Source organism: Chryseobacterium shigense (assembly GCF_014207845.1).
GTDB lineage: Bacteria > Bacteroidota > Bacteroidia > Flavobacteriales > Weeksellaceae > Chryseobacterium > Chryseobacterium shigense_A.
Map to the genome: position 1 here is coordinate 2,032,996 of NZ_JACHLC010000001.1, position 18,453 is coordinate 2,051,448.

20 protein-coding genes are annotated in these 18,453 nt (G+C 36.5%); 15 read left to right on the plus strand and 5 right to left on the minus strand.

Translation table 11 applies throughout. The features are described 5' to 3' along the window. Positions 1–39: 39 nt before the first annotated feature. A complete protein-coding gene (locus tag HNP36_RS09410) occupies positions 40–1,023 on the minus strand; it encodes a gliding motility protein GldB (RefSeq protein WP_184158148.1) in 984 nt (327 codons plus the stop codon). A 52-nt stretch (positions 1,024–1,075) separates the two neighbouring features. Here HNP36_RS09410 and HNP36_RS09415 point away from each other — a divergent pair, with 52 nt between their 5' ends. The 7 genes from HNP36_RS09415 (at position 1,076) to HNP36_RS09445 (ending at position 5,027) form a co-directional block, all read left to right on the plus strand. After that, complete coding sequence (locus HNP36_RS09415) at positions 1,076–1,717, plus strand: leucine-rich repeat domain-containing protein (RefSeq protein ID WP_184158147.1); 642 nt, start codon at positions 1,076–1,078, stop codon at positions 1,715–1,717. A gap of 7 nt (positions 1,718–1,724) precedes the next feature. Then, on the plus strand, positions 1,725–2,252 hold the full coding sequence (locus HNP36_RS09420) for a GNAT family N-acetyltransferase (protein ID WP_184158146.1): 528 nt from the start codon (positions 1,725–1,727) through the stop codon (positions 2,250–2,252). A 1-nt stretch (position 2,253) separates the two neighbouring features. Next, positions 2,254–2,787, plus strand: a complete 534-nt coding sequence (locus HNP36_RS09425; RefSeq protein ID WP_184158145.1) for a GNAT family N-acetyltransferase — start codon at positions 2,254–2,256, stop codon at positions 2,785–2,787. A gap of 12 nt (positions 2,788–2,799) precedes the next feature. Then, on the plus strand, positions 2,800–3,594 hold the full coding sequence (gene nadE, locus HNP36_RS09430) for an NAD(+) synthase (protein ID WP_184158144.1): 795 nt from the start codon (positions 2,800–2,802) through the stop codon (positions 3,592–3,594). A gap of 26 nt (positions 3,595–3,620) precedes the next feature. After that, positions 3,621–4,121: a ribonuclease domain-containing protein gene (locus HNP36_RS09435; protein WP_184158142.1), complete on the plus strand. Its 501-nt coding sequence runs from the start codon at positions 3,621–3,623 to the stop codon at positions 4,119–4,121. 76 nt (positions 4,122–4,197) lie between these two features. Continuing rightward, complete coding sequence (locus HNP36_RS09440; RefSeq protein WP_184158140.1) at positions 4,198–4,719, plus strand: matrixin family metalloprotease; 522 nt, start codon at positions 4,198–4,200, stop codon at positions 4,717–4,719. After that, positions 4,716–5,027 carry a barstar family protein gene (locus tag HNP36_RS09445; RefSeq protein ID WP_184158138.1) on the plus strand — a complete coding sequence of 104 codons (312 nt, stop codon included), beginning with the start codon at positions 4,716–4,718 and terminating at the stop codon, positions 5,025–5,027. Before HNP36_RS09440 ends, HNP36_RS09445 begins: the two co-directional genes overlap by 4 nt. Positions 5,028–5,109: 82 nt before the next feature. Here HNP36_RS09445 and HNP36_RS09450 read toward each other — a convergent pair whose 3' ends face one another. Beyond that, a complete protein-coding gene (locus HNP36_RS09450; protein WP_184158136.1) occupies positions 5,110–6,426 on the minus strand; it encodes a T9SS type A sorting domain-containing protein in 1,317 nt (438 codons plus the stop codon). A 293-nt stretch (positions 6,427–6,719) separates the two neighbouring features. On the opposite strand from HNP36_RS09450, the gene HNP36_RS09455 reads away from it, so the two are divergent. Beyond that, positions 6,720–8,225: a helix-turn-helix domain-containing protein gene (locus HNP36_RS09455; protein ID WP_228456299.1), complete on the plus strand. Its 1,506-nt coding sequence runs from the start codon at positions 6,720–6,722 to the stop codon at positions 8,223–8,225. Then, the gene (locus HNP36_RS09460) at positions 8,222–9,352 is read left to right on the plus strand and encodes a hypothetical protein (RefSeq protein WP_184158134.1); all 1,131 of its coding nucleotides are present in this window, start codon (positions 8,222–8,224) and stop codon (positions 9,350–9,352) included. Before HNP36_RS09455 ends, HNP36_RS09460 begins: the two co-directional genes overlap by 4 nt. A gap of 63 nt (positions 9,353–9,415) precedes the next feature. Here the strand turns inward: HNP36_RS09460 and pafA are convergent, their stop codons facing one another. Then, entirely contained in the window at positions 9,416–11,062 is a 1,647-nt protein-coding gene (gene pafA, locus HNP36_RS09465; protein ID WP_184158133.1) for an alkaline phosphatase PafA, read from the minus strand. A 236-nt stretch (positions 11,063–11,298) separates the two neighbouring features. Between pafA and HNP36_RS09470 the strand changes: the two genes are divergently transcribed. The 3 genes from HNP36_RS09470 to HNP36_RS09480 all read left to right on the plus strand — a co-directional run bounded on the left by HNP36_RS09470 (position 11,299) and on the right by HNP36_RS09480 (position 13,912). Further along, positions 11,299–11,832 carry a GNAT family N-acetyltransferase gene (locus HNP36_RS09470; RefSeq protein ID WP_184158132.1) on the plus strand — a complete coding sequence of 178 codons (534 nt, stop codon included), beginning with the start codon at positions 11,299–11,301 and terminating at the stop codon, positions 11,830–11,832. Between the two features lie 249 nt (positions 11,833–12,081). Beyond that, positions 12,082–12,981, plus strand: coding sequence for an NAD(P)H-binding protein (locus HNP36_RS09475; RefSeq protein ID WP_184158131.1), 900 nt, complete (start codon positions 12,082–12,084; stop codon positions 12,979–12,981). A gap of 16 nt (positions 12,982–12,997) precedes the next feature. After that, the gene (locus tag HNP36_RS09480; protein ID WP_184158128.1) at positions 12,998–13,912 is read left to right on the plus strand and encodes a helix-turn-helix domain-containing protein; all 915 of its coding nucleotides are present in this window, start codon (positions 12,998–13,000) and stop codon (positions 13,910–13,912) included. A 160-nt stretch (positions 13,913–14,072) separates the two neighbouring features. On the opposite strand, the gene HNP36_RS09485 is transcribed toward HNP36_RS09480, so the two are convergent. Together HNP36_RS09485 and HNP36_RS09490 are read right to left on the minus strand one after the other, a co-directional pair. Continuing rightward, the gene (locus HNP36_RS09485) at positions 14,073–14,810 is read right to left on the minus strand and encodes an SDR family oxidoreductase (RefSeq protein ID WP_184158126.1); all 738 of its coding nucleotides are present in this window, start codon (positions 14,808–14,810) and stop codon (positions 14,073–14,075) included. Positions 14,811–14,876: 66 nt separating this feature from the next. Further along, positions 14,877–15,578: a helix-turn-helix domain-containing protein gene (locus HNP36_RS09490; RefSeq protein WP_228456301.1), complete on the minus strand. Its 702-nt coding sequence runs from the start codon at positions 15,576–15,578 to the stop codon at positions 14,877–14,879. 463 nt (positions 15,579–16,041) lie between these two features. Here HNP36_RS09490 and HNP36_RS09495 point away from each other — a divergent pair, with 463 nt between their 5' ends. From HNP36_RS09495 to HNP36_RS09505, 3 genes are all read left to right on the plus strand, one after another. Continuing rightward, positions 16,042–16,959 carry an alpha/beta fold hydrolase gene (locus HNP36_RS09495; protein WP_184158122.1) on the plus strand — a complete coding sequence of 306 codons (918 nt, stop codon included), beginning with the start codon at positions 16,042–16,044 and terminating at the stop codon, positions 16,957–16,959. A gap of 146 nt (positions 16,960–17,105) precedes the next feature. After that, positions 17,106–17,672 carry a hypothetical protein gene (locus HNP36_RS09500; protein ID WP_184158120.1) on the plus strand — a complete coding sequence of 189 codons (567 nt, stop codon included), beginning with the start codon at positions 17,106–17,108 and terminating at the stop codon, positions 17,670–17,672. A 190-nt stretch (positions 17,673–17,862) separates the two neighbouring features. Next, a complete protein-coding gene (locus tag HNP36_RS09505) occupies positions 17,863–18,450 on the plus strand; it encodes a hypothetical protein (RefSeq protein ID WP_184158118.1) in 588 nt (195 codons plus the stop codon). Positions 18,451–18,453: the final 3 nt, after the last annotated feature.

Sequence of the window (18,453 nt, forward strand, 5' to 3'; positions counted from 1 at the left end):
CCTCCAAATTGCTTTGAAGGTTATCATTTATTTTAACTATTATGGTGTTTTAGGCTTATACACTGCTTCATTAAATATTTTTGTGGCATCAAGCTTTAAAAAATCAACCAGTTTGGTTTCTGGTTTTTGTCTGAAATAGGCTTTACAGATTTGCCAGCCTGTAAAAATTCCGATCTGGGGGGAAGATTCGTTATCGATTTCTGTATAAAATTTCGAGAATGGCCCGGGAGAAATGAAACGTTCTACCAGTCTTGGATCATCTCCGAAGATCAGGTTACTTTCTACAAAATAATTCCAGATATTAGCTTCATTGGCTACTGCCCAGTCGTATTGTTTCTTGGTATAGTTCATTTTCAGGTAATCCGGTGTATCGGGAAGGAAAGCGTCCTGCAGTATCATGATTTTTCCGTTCAGAATAACCTGGTCAATGAATTTCTGATGATCGGGAGATTCCGTAACAATACTTTCAGCAAAGATCTGGGAAACTTTGGGAACGATATTCTGTGGATTCATTGATTTCTGGAAATACAGTTCAAGCCCTTTGTAATTGGCATTGCCATCCCCCATAAATCCGGTAATATCTATGAACAGAAGATTTCCCTTTGAATCATAAAAGATAGGGTCCTGAACCATCTGAAGTGCCGATGAAAAAAGGTAAACCTTAGGACTTTTAAACTGTGGAAAATAGTATTTGATGTGGGAAAACAAATCCTGAAGCTCATTCTGAAGTTTTGCCTGGTCTATTTTACCCGCTGCTTCTTTATAAATCCTGATTTCTTCCGCATCTGCGCGTCTTTTCCCAAAATCTGCATCGGAAACGGTTCCCTGAAACCACGGAAATTTAGCCTTAAACTGCTCTAAAGAAATATTCTGGTTATAAAATTCTTTGGAAATATCTGTAACTTCAATTTTTTCAGCAGGTGCTTTTACTTCTACTTTCCACTGGTTTTCGGCCTCTTTTTTGCAGGAATGCAAAGCAAGAACTAAAATGGAGGAAAGGGCAATAATTCTAAAAATCTTCATTATTTTTACATGAAATTTAAGGATACAAAAATAAGGATTAAAAACACAACCGATGATGAAAATGAAAATATTTGCAACTTTTGGTCTTGTTATTTCAGGATATTCACTTTTCTGTGCCCAAAAGATTAATTTCAAGGATCCTAACTTTGAAAAAGGCGTACTTGAAAATTTTGACCTCAACAAAAACGGCTCGCTGGAAAAACTGGAAGCTGATATGGTTACCAATTTATTTCTGGTTCAGAAAGGCATTACCTCGGCTGATGATGCACTCTTTTTCACCAATGCCAAAATGATTGTGCTTGATGATAATGCCATTCCTAATGTTTCTGTTACCGGTTTGCCCAATCTTGAACTGTTTTCATGTACGGGATGCAAAATTTCCTCTTTCAAGGCAGAAGGTCTTAAAAATTTAGCCTCCCTGTATCTTGACAATAATCTTCTGGAGAATATTTCATTAAAAGGAACTCCAAGAATTGACCAATTAACATTATCTTTAAATCAGTTAAAAACAATTGACATCACCTCTCTTAAAAATTTAAGAAAATTAAATATTGAACACAATAAAATCCAGAAACTTGATATTTCGGGAAATCCTGCCCTCCAAACACTGAATGTAGGCGGAAATACCATGAAGGAAACCGATATCAAGAAGGGAGCAAAAACAGATGTAACTATTTTTGGATTTGAACAATAACCATACTATGAAACTGGAAACAGAAAGACTGATTTTAAGACAACTTGAAGAAACGGATGTTGAACGTATGTTCCTGCTGGATTCTAACCCGGAAGTGATGAAATACATCGGTGTTCCGGTACTTACAGAGCAAAGCGAATCATTAAATGTAATCAGAATGATCCGGAAACAATATGAGGACAACGGTATAGGAAGACTTGCTGTCATTGAAAAGGAGACCGGACTTCTGATCGGCTGGAGTGGCCTGAAACTACTGACACAGGAAGTCAACGGTTATAAAAATGTAATTGAACTCGGCTATCGTTACCTGCCCGAATCATGGGGAAAAGGCTTTGCAATGGAAGCAGCAAAAGCATCGCTGGAACTTGGTTTTCATGAGATGAAGGCAGAGGTGATTTATGCCTATGCTCATTCAGAAAATGCAGGTTCCAATCATATTTTAAGGAAATTAGGCTTTGAGAAAACCAGTGAATTTACAGAACCTGACGGGATCTGTAACTGGTATGAGCTGAAACGTGAAAAATATGTACAATAATATGCTGACGATAAGACAGGAAGAGGAAAAAGACTATAAAAAAGTATTCAAGCTTACGGAAGAAGCTTTCAGAGGTATGGAACACAGTGATCATCAGGAACATTTCCTTGTGGAAAAATTAAGAAAATCTGATGCTTTCATTCCTGAACTTTCTCTTGTTGCCGAAACTGAAAATGGCGAAATTGCCGGACACATTCTGCTCACAAAACTTAAAATAGAGAACAGCCCTGAAATTTTCGAATCGCTGGCTTTGGCTCCTGTTTCTGTAAAACCTGAATTTCAGAATCAGGGAATTGGGGGACAGCTTATCCTGCGCGGTCATTCAATTGCCAGGGAACTTGGTTACCGTTCGGTTATTTTAATCGGGCATGAAAATTATTATCCTAAGTTTGGTTACGAAAAAACCAGTAATTTTGGAATTTCTTTTCCGTTTGAGATTCCTGAAGTTAACGGAATGGCAGTGGAACTGATCAAAGACGGATTAAAAAACATAACAGGCGTAGTAAAATACCCTAAAGAATTTGGAATAGATTAAAAAAAATAAATAATGCAGACCCAAAAAGTAATAAATCATATTGTAAACTGGTTAAAGGATTATGCTGTAAAAGCTAATGTAAAAGGATATGTTGTAGGTGTTTCCGGAGGAGTAGATTCCGGGGTGGTTTCTACACTTTGTGCCATGACAGGGCTTGAAGTACTGCTTCTTGAAATGCCGATCCGCCAGAAAGAAGACCAGGTAAACCGCGCCCAGGATCATATTGAAGACCTTAAGAAAAGATTCCCAAATGTTCAGGGAAAAACAATCAACCTGACTCCTACTTTTGAAGCTTTTGAAGATGTTGTTGAAAACCACGTTGAAGGAAGATGGAGTAATAATTTAGCTCTTGCCAATACCAGATCACGTTTCAGAATGGTGACTTTATACTATTTTGGACAACTGCACGGTTTATTGGTTTGTGGAACAGGAAATAAAGTGGAAGATTTCGGAATTGGCTTTTATACAAAGTATGGTGACGGAGGTGTAGATGTTTCGCCAATTGCTGATCTTTATAAAACTGAAGTTTACAAGCTTGCCAAAGAATTAAATCTTATCGAAAGTATCCAAAATGCAATCCCTACAGACGGACTTTGGGATTCCGACAGAACAGATGAAGACCAAATTGGGGCAACTTATCCTGAACTGGAAAAAATTCAGAAAGAATATGATACTAAAACTGTTGATGATTATGAAGGACGGGACAAGGAGGTATTTATCATTTTTGACAGAATGCATAAAGCGGCAAGACATAAAATGGTTCCTATCCCGATTTGTGATATTCCCGAGGAATGGAGAAATGATTAATATTGAGCTATAAATTATAAGTTTATATGAACGGTAAAACAAGATCAGTCTTTTTTATTTGCCTGGGACTTCTTTTCGGAATGTCTGTAATGTATATCTACAATAATTTTATTGCGGATAAAAAGGGAAATACAGAGACCGTGAACTATGGAAATACTTCTGCAGATTCTCAAAATATTCCCGGAAAATCTTCCTCACAGTCCATTGACCAGCTGACAGAGGAAAAAACGGTTATTAATTACGTAAAACAGCATCACACACTTCCCGATTATTATATCACCAAAAACGAGGCAAGAAAGCTGGGCTGGAATGCTTCCAAAGGAAATCTGTGTGAAATACTGCCCGGAAGAGCTATTGGCGGGGATAAATTCGGAAACAGGGAAAATAAGCTTCCCCAGAGTGAAAAATATTACGAAGCCGATGTTAATTACAGTTGCGGAAACAGAAATGCAGACCGGATTATCTTTACAAAAAACGGTGATGTTTACCTGACTAAAAATCATTATAAGAGTTTTGAAAAGCAGTAGTTTTTATATACTTATAGCATTATTCTCAGTATTTTCATGTTCGGAAAAGCAACAGAAGCATCTAGAGAATAAGCCGATGACCATATTGATTCAGCCATTCAAAGATTTCAGCGCTGAAAATGTGACTGAAACAGCAGAAGGAATCAGAAAGGTTTATCCGAATGTGAAAATTCTTAACGCAATTGACCTTCCGGAGAACGCTTATTACAAAGACAGAAACCGCTACAGGGCAGATTCTATTATTAAGTTTCTGGATGGAAGGACAAAAGAAGGCTTTGTAACTATTGGACTAACCTCAAAAGACATCAGTGTTACAAAAGGGAAAATAAAAGATTACGGCATTATGGGACTGGGCTACAGACCCGGAAAAGCCTGTGTAGCTTCCACCTACAGGCTGAACAAAAATAATACTGATGAACAGTTCTTTAAAATAGCCATTCATGAGCTCGGGCATACGCAGGGGCTAAAACACTGTCCTGAAAAAACATGTTTTATGAGAGATGCAGAAGGCGGAAATCCCACTAATGAAGAAAAAGATTTTTGTCCAACATGCAAAACTTTTTTAATCAATAAAAACTGGAAATTTAATTCTATATGAAGACAATATATATCGATTTTACAGACATAGGCGACTACGAAGATTTTTATACCCAATTAAAGGAAAAAGTAACGCTTCCCGAAGATTTTGGAGACAATCTTGACGCCCTGTCTGATGTTATTACCGGAGGACTGGAGCTGCCGCTTCACATTGAATTTGTTAATATGACGGTGGATCAGCTTGAGATTTTTGAAGATCTTCTTACTACCCTTGAAGATGCAGAAGATGAGACAGAAGATTTTACTTTCAGCTATTATCTGGAACAATATGAGGATGAGGATGAAAACGGTATTGAAGACGAAGAATAATTTTAATTCCATACAAACAAAACTCGCAGAAAAATTCTGCGAGTTTTTTAGTCAAGTCTTCTAAGTGTTTCTAATTTTTATTTTACTGCCTGATAAATTTAAAACTTTGTGAAGCTTCCCCCTTCACGAAAATCTCCAGAATATAATTTCCTTTTGATAAAGAAGAAACGTCTACTCTGCTTTCCACAGCATTGTCTGTTTTTACTTTCTGACCGACCATATTGTAAATTTCCACCTTATCAATCTTACTGATTCCTTTAATGTAAAGAACATCTTTTACAGGATTAGGATAAATGGATATAGTATTGTTATGTTTTGTACTTTCATTGGTAGCAAGCAGCACCTTAGAAAGATCCAGGAAAAAGGCAACAATCTGGTTGGATGCATTGGTTCCAACTCCTGCTATTCTTCTTCCGTCCTGGGATATTGCCAGAGGAAGTGACATATTCACGCCCTGGGTATTAATTCCCATGCTTACAGCATAATCATTCAGGTTTACACGTCCTCCTGCTGCTGTCCATATAAAGCCTTCTCCAGACATGGGAGGTGCTGCGAAAGGTCTGAAAAATCCGACTACTTTTTTACCGTCGGCAGAAATTCCGGTTGCTCCCCCTCTGAAGAAGGCTGAGGAATTTGGATGTGTTATGTATGTAAGACCGTTTACGCTGTTCCATACGTATGGATTAGGCATTGCGGCTCCTATGATTGTAGTTCCGTCTGCTGAAACATCTCCTGCTTCGCCTACATAATTACCGTTACTGTCGGTGATAAAGCTTTCTGCCCCGTTCACCCATTTGACACCACTTCTGGTTCCGTTATCCTGATCCTGCCATCCGACAATTACAGACCCGTCGGAATTGATGGCATTGGCTCTTGAGCTTCTGTTGGGCACAATGCTTCCAAGATCTGTTACTCCACTTGCAGCATTCCATTTTACGGCATGTGCGGTTCCTGCGGTAAGCCATCCCAGTCCTACAATTGTATTTCCGTCTGAAGTCATATCCCATGTAGAGCTTACGTGTCCGTCCCAACCGGTGGGAACCAATCCTCCGTGATTACTCCATGATGCTGAAGCCGTGTTATAGGTTGAAATTTCGTTAAAACTGGTTACGGTATTCGTGGTGGAAGAACCTATTTTAGTTCCATCGGCAGTGATGAGTGTTCTTCCGGCAGCGGGATATCCGTTGGATATAGAGCCTATTTGAACCAAACCATTTAGCTCGTCCCATTTATAGATCTGACCGGCACTTGTATGCATGCTGACAATTCCACCATCAGAAATACCGCCTACTGTATAATTTCCTACTGCCATGATGGTCAGCTGGGCATTAGCTATATAAAATCCAAACAGAAAGCAAGTATATAAAGCTTTCATTAAAATTTTGTAAATCTTTTTCATAATTACTTAAGTTTAATATTTTGAATTGGCTGAAACAATATTAATATTATATTTACCCTTTCAAAAGATATTGGCTTTCACAATTCGTGAAATTCAAAAGACTAAAAAATATAAATCATTAAAATACAACCATATAACAAAAATCTATTTTGAGGACAGATCATAGGGAAGCTGTAAGGAAAAAATCAAAAAAATCATCGTTTTGCCTAAATAACCGGATTCGAAACATTAATTTTCTGTTCATTATTCTGTGTTCAGTTTTTATCAGAGGACAGTCGGGGCCGGATTTCAGTATGTTGGCAGATAAGGCTTTTCAGAAATTATATCAGAATCCAGATGAGTGCATCAATTATTCCCAGAGCCTTCTCATCAGCGATCAGAATCCGGAACACAGGATTGTGCTGCAGAATATTATTTCCCAGGCTTATGCCATGAAAGGAGATTATGTGCAATCCGTGAATATTTACAGCCAGAAAGAAGATTCGCAGGAAAAAGAAAAGCTGTCCTATTTTCTTCAGGTAGCCGGTGATTATAATCTGGCAGACCAGTACCAGAATCTGGATCTTTACAACCAGTCGCAACAGATTATTTCCGGCCTTTTGGCTGATCCTAAATTACTAAAAGGTGATAATCCGAGGCTCAACGTGATTACAGGTAAACTTTACCAGCTTCAGGCTATTAACTGCGGGATTAAAAGAAATTATGACGATGCCCGGAAAAACCTCATCAAAAGTAATCATTACCTCAGTTTTAATAACCAGGAAAACCGGATCCTGAAAATAGAGAACATGATATTCGAAGCTTCTTTTTTAATGAAACAGAATAAACCGGAGGAAGCCAGGCAAATTTTAGAAAGCACACTTGCAATAGCTGAAAAAAATAAAGGCTACTACTTTCTTCAGGCATTTGCTTATGAAAATCTGTCACGGTATTATTTTTTAAAGGAAGACTACCGCACTGCCAACAAACTTCTTGAACAAGGACTTTCAAAAATAGAAAGTATTCCTTACAACAGTTTAAAAGTAAAGATCTATGAATCTTTATCCAAAAATTATTTTGCTCTCCGCAATGATGAAAAATACCATCAGTACAACAAACTTTATACTGAACTCCGGTCTAAATCAGATTCAAACACCAAAGAAGGCATACGGTATATTGTAAAACTGGTGGAAACCAATCAGAACAATAACCTGGAATTTCAGAACCAGAAACAGCTGAAAAAAATAAGCTGGATTTCTGTCACATTTCTGATTGTCATCATCGGGCTTCTGGCCTGTTTCATGATCTTAAAAAGCAGTCATAAAGACCTGAAAAAACAGTCTGAATTCTTTGAAAAACAGAAAAAACAGGAACTTACTTCACAGAAAGACATTCAGGATGCAAAGGAAATAGCTGAAACCAGCAAACCCCTCGAAAAAGACCCGAATAAAATATCTAAGGAAAAGGAAGATGAAATTCTTCAGAAGCTGGAAGAATGGGAAAAGCAGCAACGTTATCTCGACAAAAGCATGACCCTTTCCGTACTGTCTTCACAAATGGGTGTAAATACAAAATACCTTTCTGAAGCCATCAACAGCAGCAAAGGAAAAAATTTTAACAGCTATATTAATGAGCTAAGAATCAACCACATTGCACGTCTTTTGAGAACAGATCCGGTTTATCTCAATTATAAGGTAAGCTATCTCGCGGAATATTCAGGATTTTCTTCACACAGTGCTTTTACGACTGTTTTTAAATCCGTAACCGGAATGTCTCCAAACGTTTACATCCAGGAAATCAGTAAAAGCAGAGCATTATGAAAATTGTATTAAGAATTATTCCCGTCATTCTTTTATGTTTCCAGATCACGGTTTCGGGACAGAAGGTTCCTTTTGACTCTATGATGAAAAAAGCCCGCCTTGAAATCTTCGATAATCCGGACAATGCTATTAAAATTGGCAAAGATCTTCTCAGAAATGAAAAGGATATTCATAAGCAGATCAGTATTTATCAGCTGCTTTCCACTTCCAATATTGCAAAAAGGGATTTCGACCAGTCTTTACTCTATCTTTTAAAAGCTAAAGAAACGGCACAAAAAACAAATGATCTGAAGGTCCGCACCAGCGTATTGATCTCAGCTGCAATACAGTATCAGCAGATGGAACTTTTCAGCAAAAGTCTTGAAACCCTTAATGAAACAGATCAGCTTCTGGCTAAACTGCCTGACGATCTGCCTGAAAAACGTATTGAAACAGCAAGAAGCTATGCTATCCGCGGAATGATCTACAAAAGTCAGTCGAATCCTGAAATTGCGCTTGAAAAATTTTTGACCTCTATTAAGAATTTTGAAAAGATCAAACATAACCCAACCACGTATTCTAATATGAGTGTGGTTTACTATAATATAGGCTACTGTTACCTCAATCTGGCTCAACTTGAAAAAGCCCACCAGGCATTCATACAGTCTGCAGAATATGCCCGGAAAAACAAAGCGAAAAGCCTTGAAGCATTTGCTTTAAAAGGAATGGCGGAAATGTACAAACAGAGTAAAGAAAATGAAACAGCCCTTCAGTTATTGATCAAAGCAGAAGATCTGAGCAAAAACACAGGCGATCTTATCCTTAATGAGGGCATATACAAAGAAATGTCTGAAAATTATCTGGCTACCGGAAACCCTGAACTTTATCAGAAATACAGCAAAAAGTATTTTGAAATGCGTTTTCAGCGGGAGCAGAATGAATTAAAATCCATCAACCATTCAATTAATGACCATAATATGGAGACTCTTAAGAAAAGTAGTGAAATGAAGACCCATTATCATTATTTTACAGCAATTATTATTGGTACCGGCATTCTTGTGATTGCTGTATTGCTTTCTTTAATTTTCAGGATCAGGAGACAGAATTTTAAATACAGGAAAGAAATTCAGAGGCTGATAAGGTCATAAATAATGAGTGATGAAGTATGACTCACAAAAAAGCATTCCCAAAAGGAATGCTTTTTTGTGATTTTATTTTCCAATGACTTCTGTAATCGGGTTTCCTACATTTCCGCTCGGGAACTGGATTTTCAGCAATGATGAAACGGTAGGCGCAATATCAGTCATATTATAAGCTTTATTGCTTTCTCCTTTCTGGATTCCCCACCCCATAAAGATTAATGGAATGTGCGAATCATAAGAATTCCATACACTGTGTGTAGTTCCTGTCTTGGAATATGGAGGAAGCATTGAATCGTGGGAGATCAGCTGGATATCCCCGCTTCTCTGTCTGTTGATTCCGTTAATGATCCTCTGCTTGATGGGCTCCGGAATAGTAGCTTCCTGAACTTCATCTACAGATACTGCATATAAAACGGTAGGATCTTTCTGTAATTCCCTGATTGTGAAATCTCTCAGATCATCCAGTTCAATTTTATTATCCTGCATCAGCTTTCTGTCAAAATAAATCTGGTAATTGTCTACTGCATTGATCAGCTTATCAACTCCGAATTTATCCTTCAGCTTCTGATTAATGTCTTTTTCCATTCCTTCTCCGAAGAATCCTGTAGTGATTTTATGTTCTTTCAGGAATCCTACTGAGTGGGCTCCACCGTGGTCAGCGGAAAGAAAAACCGTATATTCCCCTTTTCCTACTTTTGAATCCAGGTAATTGAAAAATTCGGCAAGATCCTGATCAAGTCTTAAATAAACATCTTCCACTTCAATAGAGTTCGGGCCGAACTTATGTCCGGCATAATCTGTAGAAGCTAAATTGATTGCTAAAAAGTCAGTAATCTGGTCACCTCCCAATTTTTCTCCTTCCACAGAAGCTTCAGCTAGCTTAAGTGTCAATGTATTTCCAAAAGGTGTATAGCGGATGTTATCTTTTTTTGCCTGATAATCCTGAGCCAAATTACTGTAAGGAAAAACAGGTGTTTTTGCACTTCCCAGCAATCCTTCCCATGAAGAATTATCCGGTGAACTTTCTGTGTACTGATTGATCGGAAGTAAGGTGTTCCATCCGTTTGCCACTAATTTTTCAGGCAGGTTCTGTGAGTTGAATGACTTCATCCACTGAGGCAAATCATTCATATACCATGTACTTGTAATGAAGTTACCTGTACTGTCGTCAAACCAGAAAGCTCCGTTTGGCGTATGTCCTGTGGGAAGAATTGAAGCACGGTCTTTTAATGAAACCCCGATTACTTTTCCCTGGAAGTTGGTAGCCAGTCTTAATTCATCCGTTACCGTTGTGGACCAAAGGTTTTTCGGTGAATGACTTCCTGTTCTGGTATTGGTTGTTCCTACGGGTTGAACACTTTCATCTGCGGTACAGTAAACGTTCTTTCCGGTTTCCTTATCCGTCCAGTCGTTTCCGGCAATGCCGTGAATTGCAGGTACGGAACCTGTATAGATGCACGTATGTCCCAAAGCTGTAATAGTAGGTACATAATTGATATGAACATTATTTAAAGAATATCCGGTATTCAGAAGTCTTTTAAAGCCATCATTCCCGTATTTATTATAAAAACGGTACAGATAGTCCCACCTCATCTGGTCTACCACCAATCCTACGACTAATTTGGGTCTTTCTAACTGAGAATTTTTGTTCTTCTGAGCATTGATTGTAATCACGGACAATAAAGCTGCCGCCGCAATTGAAATTTTCCTAAGCATCTAGTAAATTTTTGTTGACCACAAATTTAAGAGTTTTGAAAGTTTTGGAGTGTGAAATTTTATTTAAATTTGAATTAATCATCTGTATAAAGCTTTGGAAAGGAATACGCATTTAATAACAGTCAATTCAATACATGAATTTCCCGATATTCATTCTTTACAGAAGAAATCTTCTGAATGAGAATTACTGGTGAAAATTTACCTAAAAATTTAATAAAATAAAATCCCCCATTTTCATGGAAATAAAAAAATTAGAGAAGCTGATTGAAAATCCCAGTTTAGATTGGGGAATAAACGGCTACACTACAGATAAAATACTTGCCATTTCTGCTGTAGAATTTGCCGGTTCTTTTGAATTTGTTCTAAAAGAAAAATCCATACCCTATTCCAAAACCTGGGAAACCGTTTCAGATGATATTGAAGAGCTTAATGAAATCATTAAAAAAGGACATTCTTTCGGTATTTATGAAGATGAAAAATTATTAGGCTGGATCATTTGTGAACACAGAACATGGAATAACAGTTTTTATATTGAAAATATTCTGGTCAGTGAAAATGTAAGAAGACAGGGAGCCGGAGCCCGGTTAATAAAAAGTGCTGTCCGGGAAGCCAGAACTTTAAATTGCAGGCTCATTGAACTTGAAACACAGAATACCAACTATCCCGCAATACAGTTTTACAGGAAAATGGGTTTTGCTATCACAGGATTGAATACAAGGCTTTATGAAAATACGGAAGAAACTGCTTTATTTATGACTTTGGACTTATAACATGATTCACCAATATTTTTTAACACACTTTTTGGTGTTTTAAAAATATTTTATATATTCGTAATAAGTTGAGTGGGATTAAATGCGGATGTGTTTACTTGAAAAATATTGTTAGTTGATAAGGGGCGGTTTTTACCGCTCTTTTTTTTGATATTACTTCTTGCCTGTTTTGGCTACGAGAAAAGCAGATCCGGCTACATTTACTTTTTGATAATTACGGAATTTTGTTTCAACAAAAAACAAAGTCAAATGAAAATTATCGTAACAGGTTCATTAGGAAATATCAGCAAACCGCTGACGAAAGAATTAATTAGCAAAGGACATTCTGTAACCGTTATCAGCAGCAGCAATGAAAGACAGTCTGAAATTGAAGCTTTAGGAGCAAAAGCAACGATCGGGTCTATGGAAAATGTAGATTTTTTAGCGGAAACTTTCAGAGGGGCAGATATGGTATATGCCATGGAAGCTCTGAATGCCGGGGTCTTTTTTGATCATACTGTTGATTTCATAGAAGCCAATACCCAAATCGGAAGAAACTACAAAGAGGCTTTTGAAAAGTCAGGAGTAAAAAAAATTATTCATCTGAGCAGCATTGGAGCACATATGAGTGAAGGAAACGGTATTCTTACCTTTCATTATAATGTAGAACAAATATTAAATGAACTTCCGGGAGATGTTTCTATAAAATTCATGCGTCCGGTCGGATTTTATTACAATATGTTTTCCTTCATTCCCACAATTAAATCACAAAACTTAATTATCCAGAATTATGGAGGGGATAAAAAAGAGCCCTGGGTCTCACCTCTCGACATTGCCCATACAATTGCTGAGGAAATTGAAAAACCATTCAACGGAAGAGAGATCCGCTACATTGCAAGTGAAGAAATTTCACCTGACGAAATTGCCCGAACATTGGGTAAAGCCATCGGAAAAAACGATCTTAAATGGCTTACTGTTTCTGATGAAGACCTCCTGAATGGCATGGTGAACGCCGGAATGAACCCAAAAACAGCCAAAGGTTTTGTGGAAATGAATGCAGCAAGAGGAAACGGTATTTTATATGAAGACTATTACCTGCACCAACCTGTTTTAGGAAAGGTAAAGCTGAAAGATTTTGCAGAAGAATTTGCAGCAGCGTATCATCAATAATAACTAGTTTTGTGATATGAAACAGCCCGTAAGAATCAAAACCATCAGTGAATTTCATCAGTTCCGGGGTTTGGCAAAACCTGAGCATCCGCTTATCAGTGTTGTAGATTACAGTAAAATAAAGGATGATGCAAAGGAAACCGAACTGAGCTGGATACTGGATTTTTATTCTATTTCCGTTAAAAGAACTTCTGCCACCAAAATAAAATACGGTCAGCAGCAATATGATTTTGATGAGGGCTTTATGTTTTTTATGGCTCCGGGACAGGTTTTCAGGATTAAAAGAGATCCGGATTCGGTTGTGAAACATACGGGATGGATCCTGCTCATTCATCCTGATTTTCTTTGGCACACTCCTTTGGCAAAGACCATAAAAAATTATGAATACTTTGATTATTCCGTGAATGAGGCTTTGTTTCTATCCGAAAAAGAAGAAAATGTAATTTATAATATTGTTCAGAATATTCATCAGGAATATCATTCCAATATTGATACATTCAGCCAGAATATTATTATTTCACAGATTGAAACCCTGCTTAATTATTCGGAACGCTTTTACCAGCGGCAGTTTATCACCCGTAAAATTTCCAACCATAAAATCCTTGATTCCCTGGAAACAGTACTTACCGATTATTTTAACAGTGAAGATCTGGTTACCAAAGGACTTCCAGGCGTTCAGTATATCGCGGACCAACTGAATGTATCTCCGGGTTATCTAACGGGACTGCTAAAAGTACTTACCGGCCAGAATACCCAACAGCATATTCACGAAAAACTGATCGGAAAAGCAAAGGAAAAATTATCCACCACCCGGTTATCGGTTAGTGAGATAGCCTACGAATTGGGGTTTGAGCATCCTCAGTCATTCAGTAAATTATTTAAAAGTAAAACAAGCCTTTCTCCTCTGGAATTTAGAAAGTCTTTTAGCTGAATGTTTTCATATACTTATTAGAAACGCACCTGTCCGGTGCGTTTTTATTTCATATCCATACAACCGATATTGTATAGTCAATTTAAATATCTTTTATATTTTGATTTCTTTGTGGAACACTGTCAATTTCAGTGTAGTAAAGTTTTTGTTTTATCGGTTTTTACCACGGTATTTCACTGGTTTCAGGATTATTTTCCTCACTAAAAAATTTCCCTGTGGCTCCGTCATTACCAATCAAAGCATATTTTACAATCCTTTTCCCGGCATCTTCTATACTTCCCGGCCCGCGGTGACCATTGAAATCTGTTTTGGTATATCCCGGACAAACAGCATTTATTTTGAAAGCGGTGTTTTTTAATTCGTAGGCCAGAACAACGGTAAACATATTCATCGCTGATTTTGAAGAAAGATACACAACTCCTTTGTAGTCGTAGTATTTATATGCAGGATCGCTGTGAAGGGTAATCGAACCCTGGCTTGAGCTTACATTTACAATACGGGGCTCCGGAGATTTTTTCAGCAAATCAATAAATGCCTGCGTAACTCTTACTACGCCATAAAGATTTGCATCATAAGTTGCTTTAAACTGGTCAATAGTTGCGTCAAGTGCAGTTTGTGGATACCCTCCGTAAATACCTGCATTATTAATAAGTATGTCCAGTACTTTTGTTTTACTGCCTATTTCTGAACGGGCATTTTTTACTGATTCGTCATCTGTAATGTCAAGCTGAATAGCTTCTACATTGTTGAGCCCTTCCGCTCTCAGTTTATCAACGGCTGCCATACCGTTTTGTAAGTTGCGGCTGCCGAGGTAAACATAAATTCCTTTCTGAGCAAGCTGCTTTACTACTTCAAAGCCAATGCTTTTGTTTGCTCCTGTTACTAATGCTGATTTCATTTCTTTGTTTTAAAATTATGAAGCAAATGTATGGTGCCAAACAAGAAGTGAGATGGACAAATCATTTTATTTACCCGACAAATCCCGGGTGTTTTCTAAAAACTCGGTCACACTTTTTCCTGTACATTTTTTGAAAAGCTTAGAAAAATAATCTGCATCGTTAAACCCTAACTCGTAAGCAAGCTCTTTTACGGAAAGATTAGAATAATGCAGTTTTCGCTGTGCTTCTATCATCAGGCGGCCAGTAAAAAAATTCTTGGGTGAAACACCTGAATATTCTTTTACAATGCGGTATAAACTATTGGTGGTAAGGGCTAGTTTTTCAGCAATGGTATTGATGGAAGGCTGCTCAATGAGATGTGTTTCAACCGCTAATTTAAACTCAATAAATTTTGACAGGTTGGCGTTTAAAATATTTACGGGTTCTTTATTTTTGAAATAGGCGCTATTTAATTCTGTCAGTAATGAGTTCAAATAAGCTAATACTACTTCTGTATCCGGTTGGTTTTTATCTGTTTGAAGCAATTGATTTAAAATTTCAAAAACTTTTTGTATACGTTGCCTCGTGACATCATCAAATATTATTTTTTGCGTGTTTAAAGGATTGACTAAAAAAGAAAATTGCTGCGGAAGCAATGCCAAGGTGTTTTCATCAAACAGCACCTTAAAATATTTAAGACCATCTGTATTATCCGGCGGTGTAAAAACCTGATTGGGCATTGCAAAAAGCAATTGTCCGTCTGTGAGAGTAATGTCCTGCAAATCCAATTTATAACGGATGGAACCACTTTCAATCAGTACAATAAAATATGAAGACAACTTACCGGGCTGAAGGAATTTTTGCTGAATATCAGCAGAAAGGTAAGGGTTTTCAGCTGAATTGAATTGTATGCCCAACTTATCGTGCTGTTGTACACTGTCATGCATTCCGTCTGTTTTTTTCATGCTGTATATATTAATGGTTATAGAGGTGCATTGCTGCTCTCTTTGTATTGTAAATTTATAACTTATCCGCTTGATTTTCATTTAGATTGATGCAATTTTTCAATATTGTAGCCGTAATATTATCATCAAAACATACATCCTGATAACTGATGAGCTTTTCAAATGATATTTTTACAGTTTAAAAGGATCTGCAGATATGTGCAAACTTCACAGCAGATTAAATGACCGGATTCTGTTTTTGTATTTTTATAAGTAATAAACCATCTTACTTAACTGTTATTATAATATGAAAACGATCCAATCAATTATATTTCTTTTTCTTACAGCTATTTTTGTCTCCGCCCAGAGTCATGGCAATAAAGATTTTTTTGAAACCTCCGACCATGTCAGAATTAAATATGAAGTTTCAGGAAAAGGAGAAGCCTGCATTTATATTCCGGGAGGCCCCGGCCAGGGATACGCTTCTTTTGAGCTGTTGGGAGGAAACAATCTGGAAAAAAATATGCAAATGATTTACATGGATCAGCGGGGATCAGGAAAATCCGGGACATCAGAAAATTACCATCTGGAAGCAATGGTTCAGGACATTGAAGAATTGAGGCAACATCTGAAGCTTGACAAGGTTTTTCTGCTGGCTCATTCTTTCGGGGGAATTATTGCAGTAAACTATGCTAAAAAATATTCGCAACATACAAAAGGACTTATCCTAGCTAATATCACGCTTCATTTTCTTAATAACGAATCTCTGAAAGAACAGATAGAATACGGAAACAGCCTTCTTCAACAAAAGAATAAAATAATTTCCGAAGACAGTCTTTCTTCAGAATTATCAAAAGTCAGTGCTGCATTGAGAAAGAAAAGAATTGGGTACAAATTTCTCACCGAAGATATTGAAACCATCAAGCAAATGGATAAAATAGATTCTCTTCATCCCAGAATTATAGATTTCGGTATGGCCGTTATTTCCAAGCCTAAAGATTTCCCGGAGTATTATGCAAATTATGCTCCAATCACTAAAGATATTAAGGTTCCGACATTAATTATTACCGGAAAAAGGGATAAAGCCGTAGGAACTCAACATTATAAAACGTTTCAATTTCCGGATCAGAAGGTGGTTTCTATTGATGGCGGACATCTTCTGTATTATGAAAAGAATAAGGATTTCGTAAATGCTGTAACCGGTTTTGTGAACAAAATAAAGTAGTATAAACATTTAGAATTTTACAGTAAGTGGGTTTCGGCGCGGCTTTCAGCCGCGCCGAAACAATTTATATTTTTAAGAATATGGGTTTCCATAATTTCCAATGATCGAATATTCTTATATTTAAAAATTACAAACTACAAATTCCTATGAAGAAAATCATTACAACCTCATTCTTTTTGCTTTTTTTACATTTTTCCGCACAGCAAAAAGATCAATCAAATTCCAGCACAAGAAAATTCATTAATGGTGCTGATTTTACCCAAGTCAATAAAAATTGGAATGTTACCGCTGATTTTAAATCAGGCATTGGAGAAGAAGTTTCATTCTTTCCGGTTGAAGCAATTGATTTAAAAACAAATCAGAAAATGAAATCTATTCAGATAGACATGGATGCAAAATATGATTTTATGGGAAAGTCAAGACGTTTTTTTAAAACTTCATGGCTTGATTTAAATGAAGTAGAAGAATTTATTCAGTTTATAGAATTATATGTTATACCCAACATAAATGATAAGACAGAAAAAAAACAGTCCACAACTTATATTTTCAATTCTAAGGAAATTTCTTTCAATTTTTATATTGAAAAAAATACAAAAAGAATTTCAATTTATTTAAAAGATTCTGGTATAATTGATAATGACCATTATTTCTGGACCGAATCACAGGTAAATAAAATCCCTGAGTTATTAGAAGTTTTAAAACAAATAAAATGAATCTACTATAAAGAGTTCAGGGCGGCCTTCGGCCGCCCTGAACTCTTTTAAACAATATCTTTCACTTATCCTTTAAATCCTCACAATCTTTAAAAATCGTAGCTTGTAAAATCCTGAATGTGAGTTTCCATAATCATACGATCAATAAAAATTATATATTTATAAGCTAATAAAAAAACCAATATTTACTATGAAAAAAATATTTCTAATTGTATCTTTCTATGCATTAATAAGTTGCAGCAATGATAAAAAGAATGAAACCATAACAGGTGAAGATGAAGCTGTAACAATCCAGACTAAAGAAATAAATCCATCTGAGCTAAAAAAATATAAGTCTGTAAAAGAAATGTTGGAAGATGCTCATGATTTTACAGTTGAGCAGGGAACATTAAAATTTATAAATAATGATGAAAATAACTTACATATTCAGGTTTCAAAACCTATTTTGGAGAATGATTCAGACAAAATGATCAATGATATAGTTAAAAGGGACATTGTATATGCTGCATTTCAGTCGTTTGCTCAAACTCCGATTAACAAAATTACGATAACATCAATTCCTATTGATCTCAATAACAAGAAAAAATATTATAACGAATACAAAAAAACGGTTATAGTAACAAAAGAGAAGGCAGACCGAATCATGCAGAAGGAATTTGGCTCTACTGACTATTCCATACTTTTTACTACTTTAAATGGACTTCAGGTTCCTGGTGATAAATTTAGTAAATTGAAATTTCAAGATCTTGATTTCGTTTATAAAGAATTATCCAAATAGAAA

Coding starts and splice junctions, on each gene's coding strand:
- HNP36_RS09410 (WP_184158148.1), bottom strand. CDS start 1,023: ATGAAGATTTTTAGAATTATTGCCCTTTCCTCCATTTTAGTTCTTGCT.
- HNP36_RS09415 (WP_184158147.1), top strand. CDS start 1,076: ATGATGAAAATGAAAATATTTGCAACTTTTGGTCTTGTTATTTCAGGA.
- HNP36_RS09420 (WP_184158146.1), top strand. CDS start 1,725: ATGAAACTGGAAACAGAAAGACTGATTTTAAGACAACTTGAAGAAACG.
- HNP36_RS09425 (WP_184158145.1), top strand. CDS start 2,254: ATGCTGACGATAAGACAGGAAGAGGAAAAAGACTATAAAAAAGTATTC.
- nadE (WP_184158144.1), top strand. CDS start 2,800: ATGCAGACCCAAAAAGTAATAAATCATATTGTAAACTGGTTAAAGGAT.
- HNP36_RS09435 (WP_184158142.1), top strand. CDS start 3,621: ATGAACGGTAAAACAAGATCAGTCTTTTTTATTTGCCTGGGACTTCTT.
- HNP36_RS09440 (WP_184158140.1), top strand. CDS start 4,198: ATGACCATATTGATTCAGCCATTCAAAGATTTCAGCGCTGAAAATGTG.
- HNP36_RS09445 (WP_184158138.1), top strand. CDS start 4,716: ATGAAGACAATATATATCGATTTTACAGACATAGGCGACTACGAAGAT.
- HNP36_RS09450 (WP_184158136.1), bottom strand. CDS start 6,426: ATGAAAAAGATTTACAAAATTTTAATGAAAGCTTTATATACTTGCTTT.
- HNP36_RS09455 (WP_228456299.1), top strand. CDS start 6,720: ATGTTGGCAGATAAGGCTTTTCAGAAATTATATCAGAATCCAGATGAG.
- HNP36_RS09460 (WP_184158134.1), top strand. CDS start 8,222: ATGAAAATTGTATTAAGAATTATTCCCGTCATTCTTTTATGTTTCCAG.
- pafA (WP_184158133.1), bottom strand. CDS start 11,062: ATGCTTAGGAAAATTTCAATTGCGGCGGCAGCTTTATTGTCCGTGATT.
- HNP36_RS09470 (WP_184158132.1), top strand. CDS start 11,299: ATGGAAATAAAAAAATTAGAGAAGCTGATTGAAAATCCCAGTTTAGAT.
- HNP36_RS09475 (WP_184158131.1), top strand. CDS start 12,082: ATGAAAATTATCGTAACAGGTTCATTAGGAAATATCAGCAAACCGCTG.
- HNP36_RS09480 (WP_184158128.1), top strand. CDS start 12,998: ATGAAACAGCCCGTAAGAATCAAAACCATCAGTGAATTTCATCAGTTC.
- HNP36_RS09485 (WP_184158126.1), bottom strand. CDS start 14,810: ATGAAATCAGCATTAGTAACAGGAGCAAACAAAAGCATTGGCTTTGAA.
- HNP36_RS09495 (WP_184158122.1), top strand. CDS start 16,042: ATGAAAACGATCCAATCAATTATATTTCTTTTTCTTACAGCTATTTTT.
- HNP36_RS09500 (WP_184158120.1), top strand. CDS start 17,106: ATGAAGAAAATCATTACAACCTCATTCTTTTTGCTTTTTTTACATTTT.
- HNP36_RS09505 (WP_184158118.1), top strand. CDS start 17,863: ATGAAAAAAATATTTCTAATTGTATCTTTCTATGCATTAATAAGTTGC.